Annotated in this window: 16 protein-coding genes and 1 pseudogene; 16 read left to right on the top strand and 1 reads right to left on the bottom strand. The window is 38.2% G+C overall.

Annotated features, from left to right (window positions below; translation table 11 throughout):
- The first annotated feature begins 18 nt into the window (after positions 1 to 18).
- From ydiJ to J1N51_RS01915, 16 genes and pseudogenes are all read left to right on the top strand, one after another.
- The gene (gene ydiJ / locus J1N51_RS01985; protein WP_208832333.1) at positions 19 to 3,075 is read left to right on the top strand and encodes a D-2-hydroxyglutarate dehydrogenase YdiJ; all 3,057 of its coding nucleotides are present in this window, start codon (positions 19 to 21) and stop codon (positions 3,073 to 3,075) included.
- Positions 3,076 to 3,082: 7 nt separating this feature from the next.
- Positions 3,083 to 3,766: a LysE family translocator gene (locus J1N51_RS01980; protein ID WP_208832332.1), complete on the top strand. Its 684-nt coding sequence runs from the start codon at positions 3,083 to 3,085 to the stop codon at positions 3,764 to 3,766.
- Positions 3,767 to 3,847: 81 nt separating this feature from the next.
- Complete coding sequence (locus J1N51_RS01975) at positions 3,848 to 4,273, top strand: hypothetical protein (protein ID WP_208832331.1); 426 nt, start codon at positions 3,848 to 3,850, stop codon at positions 4,271 to 4,273.
- Positions 4,274 to 4,279: 6 nt separating this feature from the next.
- A pseudogene (locus J1N51_RS14810) lies at positions 4,280 to 4,444 on the top strand (MerR family DNA-binding transcriptional regulator); the annotation flags it as partial.
- A gap of 6 nt (positions 4,445 to 4,450) precedes the next feature.
- The gene (locus tag J1N51_RS01970) at positions 4,451 to 4,825 is read left to right on the top strand and encodes a MerR family transcriptional regulator (protein WP_232842838.1); all 375 of its coding nucleotides are present in this window, start codon (positions 4,451 to 4,453) and stop codon (positions 4,823 to 4,825) included.
- A gap of 368 nt (positions 4,826 to 5,193) precedes the next feature.
- Positions 5,194 to 5,574: a hypothetical protein gene (locus J1N51_RS01965; protein WP_208832329.1), complete on the top strand. Its 381-nt coding sequence runs from the start codon at positions 5,194 to 5,196 to the stop codon at positions 5,572 to 5,574.
- Between the two features lie 148 nt (positions 5,575 to 5,722).
- Positions 5,723 to 6,184 carry a hypothetical protein gene (locus tag J1N51_RS01960; RefSeq protein ID WP_208832328.1) on the top strand — a complete coding sequence of 154 codons (462 nt, stop codon included), beginning with the start codon at positions 5,723 to 5,725 and terminating at the stop codon, positions 6,182 to 6,184.
- Positions 6,185 to 6,864: 680 nt separating this feature from the next.
- Complete coding sequence (locus tag J1N51_RS01955) at positions 6,865 to 7,146, top strand: hypothetical protein (RefSeq protein ID WP_208832327.1); 282 nt, start codon at positions 6,865 to 6,867, stop codon at positions 7,144 to 7,146.
- Between the two features lie 231 nt (positions 7,147 to 7,377).
- On the top strand, positions 7,378 to 7,731 hold the full coding sequence (locus tag J1N51_RS01950) for a 2OG-Fe(II) oxygenase (protein ID WP_208832326.1): 354 nt from the start codon (positions 7,378 to 7,380) through the stop codon (positions 7,729 to 7,731).
- 120 nt (positions 7,732 to 7,851) lie between these two features.
- Positions 7,852 to 8,646 (top strand): S1 family peptidase, encoded by a 795-nt coding sequence (locus J1N51_RS01945; protein WP_208832325.1) that lies wholly within the window; start codon positions 7,852 to 7,854, stop codon positions 8,644 to 8,646.
- A 723-nt stretch (positions 8,647 to 9,369) separates the two neighbouring features.
- On the top strand, positions 9,370 to 9,765 hold the full coding sequence (locus J1N51_RS01940; RefSeq protein ID WP_208832324.1) for a hypothetical protein: 396 nt from the start codon (positions 9,370 to 9,372) through the stop codon (positions 9,763 to 9,765).
- 227 nt (positions 9,766 to 9,992) lie between these two features.
- The gene (locus J1N51_RS01935; RefSeq protein ID WP_208832323.1) at positions 9,993 to 10,241 is read left to right on the top strand and encodes a hypothetical protein; all 249 of its coding nucleotides are present in this window, start codon (positions 9,993 to 9,995) and stop codon (positions 10,239 to 10,241) included.
- Positions 10,242 to 10,351: 110 nt separating this feature from the next.
- Positions 10,352 to 10,672, top strand: coding sequence for a hypothetical protein (locus tag J1N51_RS01930; protein ID WP_208832322.1), 321 nt, complete (start codon positions 10,352 to 10,354; stop codon positions 10,670 to 10,672).
- A 666-nt stretch (positions 10,673 to 11,338) separates the two neighbouring features.
- Positions 11,339 to 11,677 (top strand): hypothetical protein, encoded by a 339-nt coding sequence (locus J1N51_RS01925; RefSeq protein WP_208832321.1) that lies wholly within the window; start codon positions 11,339 to 11,341, stop codon positions 11,675 to 11,677.
- A gap of 123 nt (positions 11,678 to 11,800) precedes the next feature.
- Positions 11,801 to 12,673 (top strand): restriction endonuclease, encoded by an 873-nt coding sequence (locus J1N51_RS01920; RefSeq protein WP_208832320.1) that lies wholly within the window; start codon positions 11,801 to 11,803, stop codon positions 12,671 to 12,673.
- Between the two features lie 84 nt (positions 12,674 to 12,757).
- Positions 12,758 to 13,303 (top strand): hypothetical protein, encoded by a 546-nt coding sequence (locus tag J1N51_RS01915; protein ID WP_208832319.1) that lies wholly within the window; start codon positions 12,758 to 12,760, stop codon positions 13,301 to 13,303.
- A 271-nt stretch (positions 13,304 to 13,574) separates the two neighbouring features.
- Here J1N51_RS01915 and J1N51_RS01910 read toward each other — a convergent pair whose 3' ends face one another.
- Positions 13,575 to 14,348 (bottom strand): DUF2884 family protein, encoded by a 774-nt coding sequence (locus J1N51_RS01910; RefSeq protein WP_208832318.1) that lies wholly within the window; start codon positions 14,346 to 14,348, stop codon positions 13,575 to 13,577.
- Between the last annotated feature and the right edge of the window lie 275 nt (positions 14,349 to 14,623).

Raw genomic sequence — 14,623 nt, 5'->3', positions numbered from 1 at the left:
ATATCAGTAGTTAGGTCTATGATCAAAAGAATTCCTAAGCAGCAACTCGTTCATCCTACCGTTTTAGCATTTTGTAAAGAACTTGCGGCAAAAACTACGTCTTCAATGCCGTTTAAAGGCGACATCGATACTAATTACTCATCACGTTTGTCCCAGGCTACTGACAACAGCGTTTATCAGGTGCTTCCACAAGCTATCGTATTTCCAAAAGATACAGATGATTTATTAGCGTTAACCGAACTCGCCAACGACAAAAAATATCAAAAACTGAAGTTTACGCCGAAAGGCGGTGGTACAGGGACAAACGGACAAGCGCTGACAGAAAAAATAGTCGTAGACATGTCTCGTCATATGCGTGGGATTATCGACTTTAACGCTGAAGAGGGATGGGTAAAAGTCCAAACGGGTGTAATCAAAGACCAACTGAATGATTTTTTGCGCCCTCATGGGTTCTTTTTTGCGCCTGACCTATCAACGTCAAACAGAGCGACAATCGGTGGCATGATAAACACTGATGCGTCAGGTCAAGGCTCTTTGGTATATGGCAAAACGAGCAACCATGTATTAGAGATGACCGCTGTGACCATGGCCGGCGATCTTCTACATACCAAGCGAATTTCAAAATCAGAAGCGGAACAAAAAGCTAATGGCAAAAACTTCGAAGCAAGTTTATACCGCCAAGCATTAGAAACTTGTGAAGGGCACCGCGAAACGATTTTAAAAACCTTCCCACGACTTAATCGCTTTCTTACTGGTTACGATCTTGAAAATGTTTTTGATGAACAATTACAAACCTTTGATTTAGGCCGGTTGTTAACAGGTTCTGAGGGAACACTCGCGTTTATTACTGAGGCCAAGCTCAATGTTACGCCAATTGCTAAGTTTAAAACCATGCTTAACATTAGCTATGACAGCTTTGATTCTGCACTGCGCAACTCGCCATTTTTAGTGGAAGCTAACGCCACTTCAGTTGAAACAGTGGATAGTAAAGTACTGGGCTTAGCCAAGAGTGACGTGATTTGGAATGAGGTCAGCAATTTAGTTTCAATGAGAGATGACGTTGCTACAGATGGCCTTAATATCGTAGAGTTTAATGATGAAGATGAAGCGTCTCAGCAAACCAAAATCACCAAGCTTTGCCAACGTTTGGACGAGCTAATTAACAATGGTGAAGCAGGTGTGATTGGCTATACAGTGACCAACAGCCGTGAAGACATGTTAAAGATGTATGCGATGCGTAAAAAGTCCGTTGGCCTGTTAGGTAACGTAAAAGGCAATAAAAAGCCTATCGCATTCGCCGAAGATACCGCTGTGCCACCAGAAAATTTAGCAGATTTTATCGCCGAATTTAGAGCATTGTTAGATGCTCACGAACTTGATTATGGAATGTTTGGCCACGTAGATGCTGGCGTCCTACACGTTCGACCAGCTTTGGATTTAATGGACCCGCAACAAGAAAAACTGATGCGCGTTATTTCCGATCAAGTGGTTGCCCTGACGGCAAAATACAAAGGTTTAATGTGGGGTGAACACGGCAAGGGTTTCCGCAGTGAATATGGGCCAGAGTTTTTTGGCGAGGCTTTATTTCAAGAAATTCGTAAGATCAAAGGCGTATTTGACCCAAAAAACAGGCTCAACCCTGGCAAGATTTGTACACCTATTAATAGCAAAGATAAGTTAGTGTCGGTTGATGCCACTAAAAGAGCTTACTTTGACAAACAGATCCCAACAGAAGTCAGAACCGAGTTTGCAACATCAGTTAACTGTAACGGCAATGGTCTTTGTTATAACTACGATGTGTCATCTGTAATGTGCCCATCGTACAAAGCAAGCAATGACCGCAGATTTTCACCGAAGGGGCGCGCGACGCTTATGCGCGAATGGTTAAGGCTTCAAGGCGAAAATATGACATCAACGCCAATTAACATGGCAAAAACCGGTGTCATGCAGTTACTTAGATTACCTAACAAGTTAATTAACACGACTGCCAAAGCACTCGGCCAATATGACTTTAGTCATGAGGTTAAAGATAGCATGGATGCCTGTTTGGCCTGTAAAGCTTGTACAACAGCGTGTCCTGTAAAAGTAGACGTACCAACCTTTAGAGCGCAGTTCTTAGAAGCGTATTATTTGCGCTATTTCAGAAAAATAAGCGATCACTTAGTAGGCAATGTCGAAAAACTAATGCCTTTAGCGGCTAAGTTCCCGCGATTGGCGAATAGCCTTATGTTTAATCCAATCGCCAAGTACATCACCGAAAATTGGATTGGTTATGTCGACGCGCCAAAATTAACACAGAACCCAGAAAGCACAGTGCCTGTGGCCAACCTGTATGACGAAAATGAATTTGATAGATATAAAAAGCAACAAAATGTTGTTTTTATTGTTCAAGATGCATTTACCTCGAGCTTTGAATCAGGCCTAGTCTTAGATACGGTTAAAGCGTTAAAAGGGCTAGGATTCAAACCGGTATTGCTACCATTTAAAGCAAACGGAAAGCCAGAACACGTCAAAGGCTTTTTAACTAAATTTTTAAAAACGGCTGATGAGGCTGCTGCTTTTTATAACAAAATAGCAACGCTCAATCACCCAATGGTGGGACTAGACGCATCCATGACCCTAGCGTATAGAGACGAGTACATTAAGGCGTTAGGCAAGGACAACATCAAATTTGACGTTAAATTGCTAAGCGAGTGGCTGGTTGAGCAAGATTTAAGTAAATCAAACTTCAACAAGTCGCAAGGATTTGACTCTGTATCTATTTTTAACCACTGTACGGAAAAATCATTACTTGTGGATAGCCCCAAACATTGGCCTTTAATTCTGGCAAAACTCGGTATCAAAGGACATGCCGTAAACACTGGCTGTTGCGGAATGGCGGGTACGTTTGGTCATGAAAAAGCCAATCAAGAAACAACCAAACAATTGTTTGATATGAGCTGGCGTGACTCGCTAAACAAAGATAAAAGTGATGAAGCTTTTGCGACAGGCTTTAGTTGCCGTTGCCAAACAAAACGATTTCATACCAAACAGTTACGACACCCTATACAACTTATTGCGGATTTGATGGATTAACTAAAAGATGGAACTAGAGCGTTATTATTTGGAGTTTATGACGATCGCGATTGCACATTTGATCGCAGTTGCAAGCCCAGGACCTGATTTTGCAGTTGTCCTTAAAAACTCAATAAAATATGGACGTAAAACAGCGCTTATAACAAGTGTTGGTGTGGGTACCGCTATTCTTATTCACGTAGCCTATGCACTCGCGGGTATAGGCCTGGTTATTAACAGCACTCCATGGTTATATGATGTACTCATAGTAGTCGCGGCTGCATTTTTGATTTATATCGGGTCTGGTGCAGTTCGCTCGCCTAAGCCTGAGATCAATTCAGTCGGTGGGTTAGGGTCTGCGATAGATGCTAATTCGAGCGATACGACGCAAATCCAAAACGAACAAATTACTTCGCGTAAAGCGTTTGTGATTGGCTTTATGACGAATGGGTTAAACCCCAAAGCAACCTTGTTCTTTTTGTCGTTGTTCACAGTTGTCATTTCTGCAGATACACCAATGTTAGTTCAAGGTGTATATGGGGTTTATCTTGCCTTGGCAACTACGGCTTGGTTTTGTAGCCTTTCCCTTTTGTTATCCCACAAGAGAGTTCGTGCAATGTTCAGCGAAAAAGGGTACCTATTTGACCGAATTATGGGGTGGGTACTTATCTTGTTGGCAGTTCATATCTTAACCAGTGAGTTTTTGTTTTAGGTTTTAATTTTTAAACTTTGACCTGTCTACAACTTTACAGTTTATCTTCCTCAGCCCGTCATGTGTTTGAGGAAGATAATAATGTTAAATGACAAAGATTTTATCTCGCAATTTGAAAACCTAACCTTGCCACCTTCAGAGTTTAATCACCTGGGGCACTTAAGAATTGCTTGGCTTTATTTATCACGTTTTGATCAAAATACGGCCGAGCGTAAGCTGTTACAAGGAATAAAACAGTACGCTTACCACTTAGGTGCGCAAGATAAATTTCACTTTACCCTCACTGTGGTTACTTTTCATCTTATTGCAAAGCGAATAAAGAAAAGCGGGTCTCCAAGTTTTTTAACCTTTGTTAAAACAAACCCCGATTTAGTCAATTATCTACCAAAGGTACTAAACGAGTATTATAGTGAACAGCGACTGCACAGCAGTGAAGCGGCATGCACTTTCGTAACACCAGATAAAAAGCCGTTAAAGGTTTTATATAATGACAACTTGAGTGTTTAAAAGAGTATGGAGGCAACCACTTTGTTTACGATAAGCCAAGTAGCAAAAAAGTATAATTTGTCACGTAGTACGCTCTTGTATTACGACAAAATCAACCTTCTAAAACCTTCAGGCCGATCTCAAGCAAATTACCGGCTATATTCCGCATCCGATCTCGAAGCAATGGAAAAGATTTCAATGTATCGAAGTGCGGGATTGAGCTTGGAAAATATCTCTGAAATCTTGAATTCTGAGCAAACTGACGCAAGCAATGTTTTGGAAAACAGGCTATTAGAATTGCACCGCGAAATGGCTAGCTTGCGCGAACAGCAGCGAAACCTTATCAGCTTGCTAGGCAAAGACTCATCTCTTCGAACCACACATTCGATGGATAAAGACCAGTGGGTAAAAATCCTAAGAGCGACCGGTATGAACGACGAAGCCATGCACAAATGGCACATAGAGTTTGAGCGTCAACTACCTGAAATGCATAAAGACTTTCTTGAGTCTTTAGGCTGTGATGAAGAAGAAGTAAAACGAATTAGGGCGTGGTCACGCTCTGCAAGAGTATAGTCTCCTATAAAAAGCACTTTTAATATTTCCGCTTAAAAAAATCAAAAAATCAAAAAATCAAAAAATGAAATTTGGTTATATATTTAAATGTAACTGAACCTTTTTTTGCCCCAAAGCAATAAGTGACCAAGATAGGGCGGCGATAGGAGCGGTCGTTGATCCTGTTTATAGCGAATTAAAAAAGAAGTTTGATGTAAAGCAAGTACAGTTTCATCTACCTCCTGCAACTTCCTTTTATCGAGCTCATAAGCCCGGTGATTTTAAGTCATTTGCTGCAACAGTTATTGGTGCAATTTAAACTTGTTTAGGAAACTGTAGGTAGTATTATTTGATAAATAAGAACTTTTATATTTCTAAGGACAGATTAGGTGAAACCAGATTATCAATCTTACACACTCGAAGAGTTGTATGATGTGAAAGTAAATATTAATAAGGATGCTTACCCTGAGCGATATGAAAACTTACTAATAGAAATAAAGTTGCGAGAGGAAGCCGCGCCTAAAGTCATGCAAAAAGCTACAAAAACCAAACGAAAACGCACTAATAACGAAAAAATTGCCACTTCTTCTTTTGTTTTAATTGTCGCTATAGCGGCCTTTTATTTCGAATATATCCCAGGAAAGCATGGTGGTATATCTATGAAAGAAGATCCTTTTTTCTTCTGGGGTATTTTGCTTTTCTGTGTAGGAATGGCTGTAAATCAATTACTTTCTTTTGAATGGAGGCAACAAACTGGTTCAAGCGTTTGATGATGGTTTACGAGTAAATAGGATTCGATGGCCAAATGCATAGCAAAAACATTACGTCACCCGCCGGCGGGGTTAGGCACAAACAGGCGAATCGCTTCGCCAATTTGGTCTGCCTGTTTATGTCCCATATTTAAGAGTTAGCTGCGTCATGAGATTTGCGTTACTTTTAACACTTTTTGTATCATTCCTTTCTTTTTCCTGTGTGTTAACAGGGGAAGATAAATATAAAAATCATTTTCTAGAAGCAATGAATTCTAATTCATTGGTTGTAATCGGGACTGTCAAAAGAACATACCATCGAAAAGATAAGTGTACTGTTGAAAAGTTTTGCCGCTCTAGCGGCGTAGTTATTCACGTTGATGAAATCCTAAAAGGCTCAACTTCAAGCTACATTGAGGGCTATACAGCAACGTATACTTCTTGTTTTGGAGACACTTTTCATCCTGTAAATTGGGAAGAAATCGATGGAATAGCGCAAAGAGCGCCTAGCTATATTGTTGGAAAAGAGTATTTATTTGTTTTAAAGCAGGAAAAAGATGATTATCAATTTCTTGCAGGCAAAAAATTAGAACTGAGCCTAAAATTAATCGAAACTTTCAGAGTAAATTGAGCTTGCAAGAGACTATTTCTCAAGTGAGAACTTCTGTCACTTTTGTGAAGTTCGGCTGCGTACGTATAGCGGCCATCTAGGGATAATCAACGCTAGAATTGGAAAGCTCGAAAACGGTCGTTCGATTTCTAATGAAAATAATGAGCCTAGTTTTGCAGAGGAAACTGGTGTTACTATGAATTCGTAATAAAGAAGTGTTAGCAATACTTAATTCTGAGCCCAGAGAATATGAACCATCATCGATTATTCCCATATACGGGTGGGTGCATAATGATCCCTGTACTCACTCTTTACGGTGAGCAATACGAGATATCGCTTTTAGCAACTTTAATTGTGATCATATTGTTTTCCGTAGATCCTGTTTTTCGAGCTTATAGAAAGTCCCTTGACGGGTTCACAGCCTTTTTCTCTATATCGTTAATTACTGGAATAGTACTCGCACTTATATCTACTTTTTTGTCATCGTATAAAGGGTTAATTATCTTTTTATGGAGCTTTCCAACTTTCATCATTGGATTTCGATTGGGTAGTAACATAGATAAGACATAGTAAAGTATTTGCTAACAAGGTAATTAAAATGATTCGCTTTAGTTTAGTATTATTAATTGCAAACGACGCAATAAAACTGCCAAACTAGCTCACACATTATTATGACGTTACATACTTGTATGGATACAAACATGACTAAACTTACATTCCCTTTTATATTGTTAATGCTAACAGCTTGTTCAGACAATAAAGACGCATACTTTAAGAAAATTGTTAGCTGTGATCTTTTAGATGCAAACTTTCAACATATGAAAAGTAAAAAGGATTTACATGAAGCGGAAATTGAAGCAGATATGCAAACAACAATGACTGCGGAAGAATTCACTAAATTGGAATCGGATCTAAAAATAAAGGCAGTTCAAGTTGAAGAGTGTAATAGTTATATTAAGCAACATGGAAGACTTAAATATTAAGTCAGGAGCATTCGTGTATAAGAAGTGACTATGCTTCGAGCAGCGGATATTGTCAGTTTTATGGAGTTCGGCTGAGTACGTTTAGCGGCCACACGGAAATGATTTACGAGAGATATTAAAACAGCAAAAACGGACGTTCGATCGCTTACAAAAACAAAGAGCCTAGTTTTAAAGAAGAAACTGATGTTACTATGAAGTTTAATCAGGAAACTGTTATGTTCCAGAGGCACAATGAGTTCTTTAAAGAAACTTTTTAAGTGGGAAAAAGGTCGCCAATTATCTGGTTACGACAAAATGTTTATACTTGGAAGTAAATGGTTTCTGTTGTTTGACGTTTATCTTCTAAGATTCCGAGAAGGTAGTGAAATAAAACCGCATACCGATAAAATAGAGAAAGGTAATCATTACCGGCTCAATATCGTATTGAAACCGGCAAAAGAAGGTGGCGAGTTCATTTGTGATAACTCTATTTATGAATCAAAGCGCATAAAACTTTTTAGGCCGGATGCATGTCAGCATAGTGTTACCAAAGTAATTCGCGGGAATCGCTATCTCTTGAGCATAGGTTGGGTATGTGGTGTATAAAAAAGTTAAGTCGTTCCTGCTAGTCACAGGAACATATACACGCGGGCTGCTTTTCATTATAGCCCGTTGAGCTTTACCTCTTATTTGAATTTTAGCTACCTAAGGAATGAACTGCATAATATGAAATACTTATTACTCTTAATTCTAGCTTTCTTCTGCTTCGGTAATAATGCCTCAATTAAAAGGCATGACATCCCCTCTGAAAATTACTTAGTAAAAAAAGCTCCGGGTTATCTAATTGATTTACCACATGAAGGTCATGGTGTTTTAATCAACTCAAGATGGATTCTTACAGTGGCACACACAATCTTTTATGATTATGTTGGTAAGGAACTCGCTATTAATTCAAAAAACTATCAGATTGAACGTGTCTATATTCACCCTGGTTATCGTGAGCCAGACAAAAGCTTACTACAAGGGAATTTAAAGCCTTTAATGTCGTTTTTTAAATCAAGACATGACATTGCATTAATTAAATTAAAAACTCATGTTGTTAATGCAGAGCCAATTAAAATTTACTCCGGCCGTTCAGAACAAAATAAAACAATTACCGTTTTTGGGCGAGGGGCAACTGGAAACGGGATTACAGGTGAAGACTTAAAAACTAAATCACACCGAGTGCTTCATAAGTTTCAAAATATCGTAGCCAGTGCAGAAGATCATTGGATAACGTACATATTTGATGAGCCTATTAACGCATTACCACTTGAAGGGATGCATGGATCTGGTGACAGTGGTGGCCCATCCGTAATAATGGAAGGTGAAAACACTTACCTTGTAGGCTTATCAAGTTGGCAATTGGCATTTGGAGATATATCTAATTTTAAAGGTGGATTATACGGAACAACTGCCTATCAGGTTCGAGTTTCGAGTTATCAGGGCTGGATATCCAGTTTGGTTGGTAGCGAACAGTAGACTGTGGTTCTAGTAGTAGTTGATTGTTCTTTTGTGAAGTTCGGCCAAGTACGTGTTGCGGCCACCCAGAGATAATCAGCGCTAGATCTAAAAATGAGCGAGAACGGACGTTCAATTTATAATGAAAATAAAGTGCCTATTGTTGCAGCAGAAACTGGTGTTATTATGAGGTTTAATTAAGAAACTGTTGTATGACTTATGAGATTTCATAGATATATTGTCGGATTCGGCAGCAAAGAAAGATATGAAAATGATATTAGTATCTTAGGCACGTTGATTGGTTTCTTCGGGATTTTCTATATGGCAATTGATAGTTCTATGGCAAGCAACGGTCAAATTGCAATAAGAAGTTCAATTGTTTTAGTTGGTCTTTCGTTTATATGCTATTTAATTGCCAGCTTCCATAAATCATTAATTTATTTATTCACACTCGTCGCCTTAACCGGAACATTCTATTTTTTCAACTCAGGCATGGCTAAAGAAACTAGTTGCTTAGTGCTTGAAAACAAGTATTGGATGGAAAGGTGTATTAGCTCTGCAAGATCAATGAAAATTGCCTCGTGCTACCTATTATCTCTATCTATTGTGTCCGCAATTTTGAGCTATTTAAGAATAAAATCGTCATATAACAAGCAAAATAATGATGATTCGTTATAGTGTGGAAGTTATAAGACTAACGACGCCACACATTATTTCGACGTAAGTTAAATTTCATGGTCGAGCATGTATCAAATTTTTAAAATTATTATATACGTAACCATAATCCCGCCATTATTGTTTGTAGGATTTGTCTTTATAGCGGCATTTATTCCATCTGATCCTGAGCCTTTGGAGGTTGTTTTTAAAGAGTCATGTGGTGTTGATTTACCTTTTGGCTATGTTGTTATAGAACGGCAGCCTTCTCGGGGTTTTGCTCCTCAGGGAGTTTCTTACTCTGAAAAAGGAGTAATACAAGTTGATCTTAAACATGCATCCGACATATTACACTCTTTAGAAGTTAATACTGATTACAAGCTTCAACAAGGCTCATTTGAGAATTTTGAAGTTGGTAAAAAGCTTGGCATATGTCAAGTATCAACTCTTTCTGGGTATGTAAATTATCAATATGCAGTGTGGTGATGCTGCCTGAATAGAGACTATGGCTCAAGTAACAACTATTGTCAGTTTTTTGAAGTTCGATTGCGTACGTGTTTCGGCCACTAAGAGTTAATCAGCGCTAGATACGGATAGCGAGACATCGGACGTTCGACTTCTAATGAATCAAAGAGCCTAGAGTTGTAGTGGAAACTGGTGTTACTATGAACTAAAAATAGGTAACCGTTATATATCTGAAACTCGAAGAGTAATTGAGCAATAATAAAATAGGAAAGTTTCCAAAATGGATAACCGTATTGGCTATTATTTTCGGCAGTATTGCTTTGTATTTTGCTTTCAAATTGGGTTTTACTGGGAGATTTAACTTTAAAGGTAGTCATTATTCAGCTACTGACACGCCTATTAGTTTTTGGGTTCAAGTACTTGGACTATTTGTTTTAGGTTTAAGTATGATTGTTTTACCATTTATTCCTGAGCGCTGGTTTAACAAAGACTTGTAACAAGGCATTGAAGAAAGACTCATTACGGCTTGCTCGAGCTCCTTCGTCACCAATTTTAGCAAGCCTAAACTCACTTCTTAACGAAGCGTTAGTTGCCACAAGGAAGCCTCATGATTAAATTAGAAATAGGTGCGCTAATTGTATTAGTTACAGCTATATTGCCTTGTTTGATTTGTGGTTATCTTATTGTTTTTCATGGTCGTAGAGGTCTAATTTCTGGATGGGATGATAGTAAGTTCTCGAACCCTGAAGGTGCCGGTAAATTAGTTGGTATAAGTCTAATAATTATGGCTCTTCTATTAGGACTTGCTACTTTATTGTGGTTTGCTCAGCTCATCACTGAAATCATGCTTATTTACGCGATAGTTCCCATTTCTTTAGTGCCGGTTTTAACGTTGGTTTATGTAAAAATTAAGTTCAGCGTAAAATAGCAACTATCAAGAGATTATTGCTCATGTGAAAACTTCTGTCACTTTTGTGAAGTTCGGCCTTGTACGTATAGCGGCCATCTAGGGATAATCAACGCTAGAATTGGAAAGCTCGAAAAGGGTCGTTCGATTTCTAATGAAAATAAAGAGCCTAGTTTTGTGAATGGAACAGGTGTTAGTATGATTTCACAATAAAGAACTGTTAGCTTGAAATGAAAGTTTGGTGTCAAATTGGAAAATAAGTCAAAATCGAGGGCGAACACTGCTTTTCTAAAAGGTATGCGTTATATGCTCACTTTTAGTTTGACTCTACTAACTTGCTTATTCTTATTTAGCATTAGTATGAGCTCGAAGGGAACGATTAGCGTAATTGATTTTATTATTGCGTATGCGGGAATTGCTCTAACCTCCTTACTAATATCATTTCTAATTTGTTATGTAGGCATAAAGCGCAGTATAGACGCTGGCGAAGCGGCTGATGACAATATATTTACTCGGGACGGTAAACTTAGTATCAACATATTTAAAAAGCCATTGGATTAATTTTCAAGCTAACAAGGTTGTAAACACGGAAAACTTACAGTTGGCTTTGTTGTGTCTCACAAATTTTAGCCAACTATTATTTGCCGGTAACAACGGTGTTAGCTTCGTTGGATAAATGGTCGTATTGTGAGTAATAAAATTACAAGAGAAAGGATAGAAAAGTATTTAATTGCCCACCAAGTAGAATGCAGCGAGCAGGAGTTAATGAAACTCACACGTACTTTAATTGATGACACAGAGGAAGAAGCTAAATGCTTTCTCAAGCAGTTGATACTTTTTTATCGTGATAGCGGTGAATTTGATATTGATCATGTTTACATTGAGCAGCACTATGAACATTTACATTCATTGCCCAAAATTACAACTCATAAACAAAGTCTAGCTCAGCTTATTTTGTCGTATGCTTTTTCAATATTTATTTTAATTTGTTGTGTAGCCGCAATATATAAGTTTATATTTTCCTGACGGCAGCTAACATGGCTGTCAAGAAAGGACGTAAAAAGCTTGGCTTGCGTCACTACGTTTCTAATTTTAGCCAAGCGTAATTCGCCTATTAACAGGGCGTTAGCGTTCTCGAGAATATTGTGTATGGATTGGAAACAATACGAAACTGAAATATTTGAGCTATTTCATCGGCAATACCCTGATGCAGAGATTACTTTAGATGCTAAGAAAAGTGGTCTTTACTCTAAAGTTGAAAGACAGGTCGATGTTCTAATCGAGCAATACATAGCAGGGAATCGTTTTACACTTGTAATTGATGGTAAATACTTCAATAAAAAAGTTGATGTTAAAGCAGTAGAGAGCTTTATTGGTATGCTCGAGGATATTGGAGCTCATAAAGGGTTATTGATTTCAAATCAAGGATTTAGCGAGGCTGCATATAATAGAGCACACTTTGGCCCGTCAGAAGTTGAGTTGGATATTCTAAACTTCAAAGACCTTCATCAATTTCAAGCTCACGGTGCTATGCCATATGCGGGAGAAAATATTGCATTAGTACCAGCCCCGTTTGGCTGGGTAATTGATGCTCAACCAACACCAGCGTGGCTAGCCACACTTTATCAACAAGGCCTAACTATTGATAAAGCTATCGATAAAAATGAGTTTATGTATATTCAATTTTGGGATCGAAAAGCTCAAGGTGATAGTTTAGATGATTTGCTGAAATTGCAACTATCTAGATTTGAAGAAAATGATCCTGATACAAAAATAGAATATTTGCCAACGATAAAACGCCAAGGTCAGCGTACGTGTCTTCGTAAAGCGACGATAAATAATTACCCATCATCAGAGTTTACCGGCTTTATCGAATTTTCTGATTTTATATTCTTTTGTGTAATGTTTACTCCCGAAAATAGAGAGCGGCAAAATATTCGAAAACTGGAAAATATATTAAAGCTTGTTAAAGCTGGTAAAGTGAAGCATAAGAAAGCTACCAAGAAATTCGACACGGACTAATAAAGCTTGGCTTTGTTTGCTTCTCTCACAGTTATAGCCAAGAATTATTAGTCGGTTATTTGGGTGTTATTCAAAAGGAGTCGCATGGAGATTTTGTTTAATCACTTAGGTGAAGCAAGTGATGAGGAATTTGAGCTTAAAGTAATAGAAAATACTGTAAGAAAGCTAGAAAAATATCCTGGTGGTTATATACCTGCAAATGTAAAGATAAAGGATATTGGGGCTGGAGCAGACTGGAGAGTGGTCTCAATTGAAATAGTTGCTGCAGCAACAGGACTATTTTTTGCCATACCGGCTCTCCACAAAAAAATTCGCGAGTCATGTGAAGAGTGGCAGCGAATTTACAATGGACTCAACAAAGTCTTGGCTTGGTTAGCTTTCAGTTCACCAGTGTACTACCCTGACGAGTACTTGTTTCTAATCGCGCTGTATGAGTTAGATTCGGAAGATAATGCTAATGACTTTACTTTTTTGGGTTCTCATAATCTACCAGAAGCTAATCCGAGTTTAAAAGGCTTAGAAAGCGTAGTATTTAATTTCAGATATGATGAAAGTTTTGAAAGTATCGCGGTGTCTAGAGCTGGAAAAGTATTATGGAGAAATTCAACAGAACTGAGTTGTTTTGCATAACAAATCAATCAAGGCGGACTAAAACCAATTGGTTTACAACGCAAACACCGCTAGAGTATAACCAATTAACTTTTAGCCTATTATTGAGGCGTTGCTACTGTCCGTTGATGGCACATACCAGCCCCAAAAGGAACGAAACACCACCGTCCGCTCATTGTCTTAAGCAGTCCCAGACGACAATACAATAAATGTATGTATGTTCAGCGGTTAGAAATGACATACCTGTTTCAAACATAAATAACGTCTGAAACAGGTATGAGTATTGATGTTTTTAGCGGTTGTGACGGTATTTAATCACGTCTAATTCTTTAAGTTTGCTGCTAGTACGGCTTAATTCGTTTTCTAGCTCATCAACGTGTTCTACGCTAAAGCAGAATGACTCAACTTTTTCTTCTAATCGAGCCGACTGCGCCTCTATACGCTCTTCAACTCTAACATCTAAGTCTTCAAGGTGTTCAAATGCACCTTCTCCTTCGGTCATTGCCTTACCGATAAGCTGTAAAACATTGCCTACTAGACTCGGAACAATTTCTTCCATTACTTCTTCAACTGCGCGGTCGACTTCATCGTTGACGTAGTTTACATCCATGCCGTTCGCCTGAAAGTGATAAGTACCGTCTTCTAGATTATAACGACTAATAAGAGTATGTTTTAAATCGGTAAACTTGCTTTCTATATCGGTTTGAACCCCAAGCTCGTTAAACGTCATCGTTAGCGCTTCTGACGCGATGTCTAATCCGTCTATAACAATTGCATTTACTTCTGGAATTAGCTTTCTCGCAGAAGTAGAGTACTGATTAACTAGCGCTTTTTGTTCTTGGGTTAAATCTAATTCAACCCCTTTGTAGAACACCGTTTTGTCTTTGTAAATATCATATAGCGTGGTGTCATTTTCACGAATGAGGATGTGTTCTGGTGTAATGGTAATGTCTTTGTTCAGGTTTACTTCGCAATGGTCGTTTTGGAACCTGTCGTTGTGTGCTTCGGCGCTAAATGAAACATTAAGTGCTGCGATAGTGGCTAGGGCAATTGTAAGTTTTTTCATTTTGATTCCTTCGGTACTAAATTTAACGTTCTTGCCTACGTACGTTTATAAGTAATATATCAACTTGTGTACCACATTTTGATTTGTTCGTAACCCTTTGTATTTGTTGACGTTTATCCTAATTACTTTTGGTTGATGTTTGGCTTTGTGTCGTCACAACAAACAAAAGTTAGTAGTTTTTACTATTTTTTAACTAAATTAATAGCTTATTGAATCCCTGTAGCTTTTTGTACAAATTTTGATATGTAAAACCCAGCTCTAATTTAAACGGCGAT

The sequence above is a fragment of the Psychrosphaera ytuae genome (genome assembly GCF_017638545.1).
In the GTDB taxonomy this organism is placed as follows: Bacteria; Pseudomonadota; Gammaproteobacteria; order Enterobacterales; family Alteromonadaceae; genus Psychrosphaera; species Psychrosphaera ytuae.
The sequence above is the reverse complement of the archived record's forward strand: the minus strand, read 5'-3'. Positions and strand labels throughout refer to the sequence as shown.

Excerpts from the sequence above, each read along its gene's own strand:
- J1N51_RS01915 (WP_208832319.1), top strand. The coding sequence starts at position 12,758 with ATGGAGATTTTGTTTAATCACTTAGGTGAAGCAAGTGATGAGGAATTT.
- J1N51_RS01945 (WP_208832325.1), top strand. The coding sequence starts at position 7,852 with ATGAAATACTTATTACTCTTAATTCTAGCTTTCTTCTGCTTCGGTAAT.
- J1N51_RS01980 (WP_208832332.1), top strand. The coding sequence starts at position 3,083 with ATGGAACTAGAGCGTTATTATTTGGAGTTTATGACGATCGCGATTGCA.
- J1N51_RS01920 (WP_208832320.1), top strand. The coding sequence starts at position 11,801 with ATGGATTGGAAACAATACGAAACTGAAATATTTGAGCTATTTCATCGG.
- J1N51_RS01970 (WP_232842838.1), top strand. The coding sequence starts at position 4,451 with ATGTATCGAAGTGCGGGATTGAGCTTGGAAAATATCTCTGAAATCTTG.
- J1N51_RS01910 (WP_208832318.1), bottom strand. The coding sequence starts at position 14,348 with ATGAAAAAACTTACAATTGCCCTAGCCACTATCGCAGCACTTAATGTT.
- J1N51_RS01955 (WP_208832327.1), top strand. The coding sequence starts at position 6,865 with ATGACTAAACTTACATTCCCTTTTATATTGTTAATGCTAACAGCTTGT.
- J1N51_RS01940 (WP_208832324.1), top strand. The coding sequence starts at position 9,370 with ATGTATCAAATTTTTAAAATTATTATATACGTAACCATAATCCCGCCA.
- J1N51_RS01950 (WP_208832326.1), top strand. The coding sequence starts at position 7,378 with ATGAGTTCTTTAAAGAAACTTTTTAAGTGGGAAAAAGGTCGCCAATTA.
- J1N51_RS01975 (WP_208832331.1), top strand. The coding sequence starts at position 3,848 with ATGTTAAATGACAAAGATTTTATCTCGCAATTTGAAAACCTAACCTTG.
- J1N51_RS01930 (WP_208832322.1), top strand. The coding sequence starts at position 10,352 with ATGATTAAATTAGAAATAGGTGCGCTAATTGTATTAGTTACAGCTATA.
- J1N51_RS01960 (WP_208832328.1), top strand. The coding sequence starts at position 5,723 with ATGAGATTTGCGTTACTTTTAACACTTTTTGTATCATTCCTTTCTTTT.
- ydiJ (WP_208832333.1), top strand. The coding sequence starts at position 19 with ATGATCAAAAGAATTCCTAAGCAGCAACTCGTTCATCCTACCGTTTTA.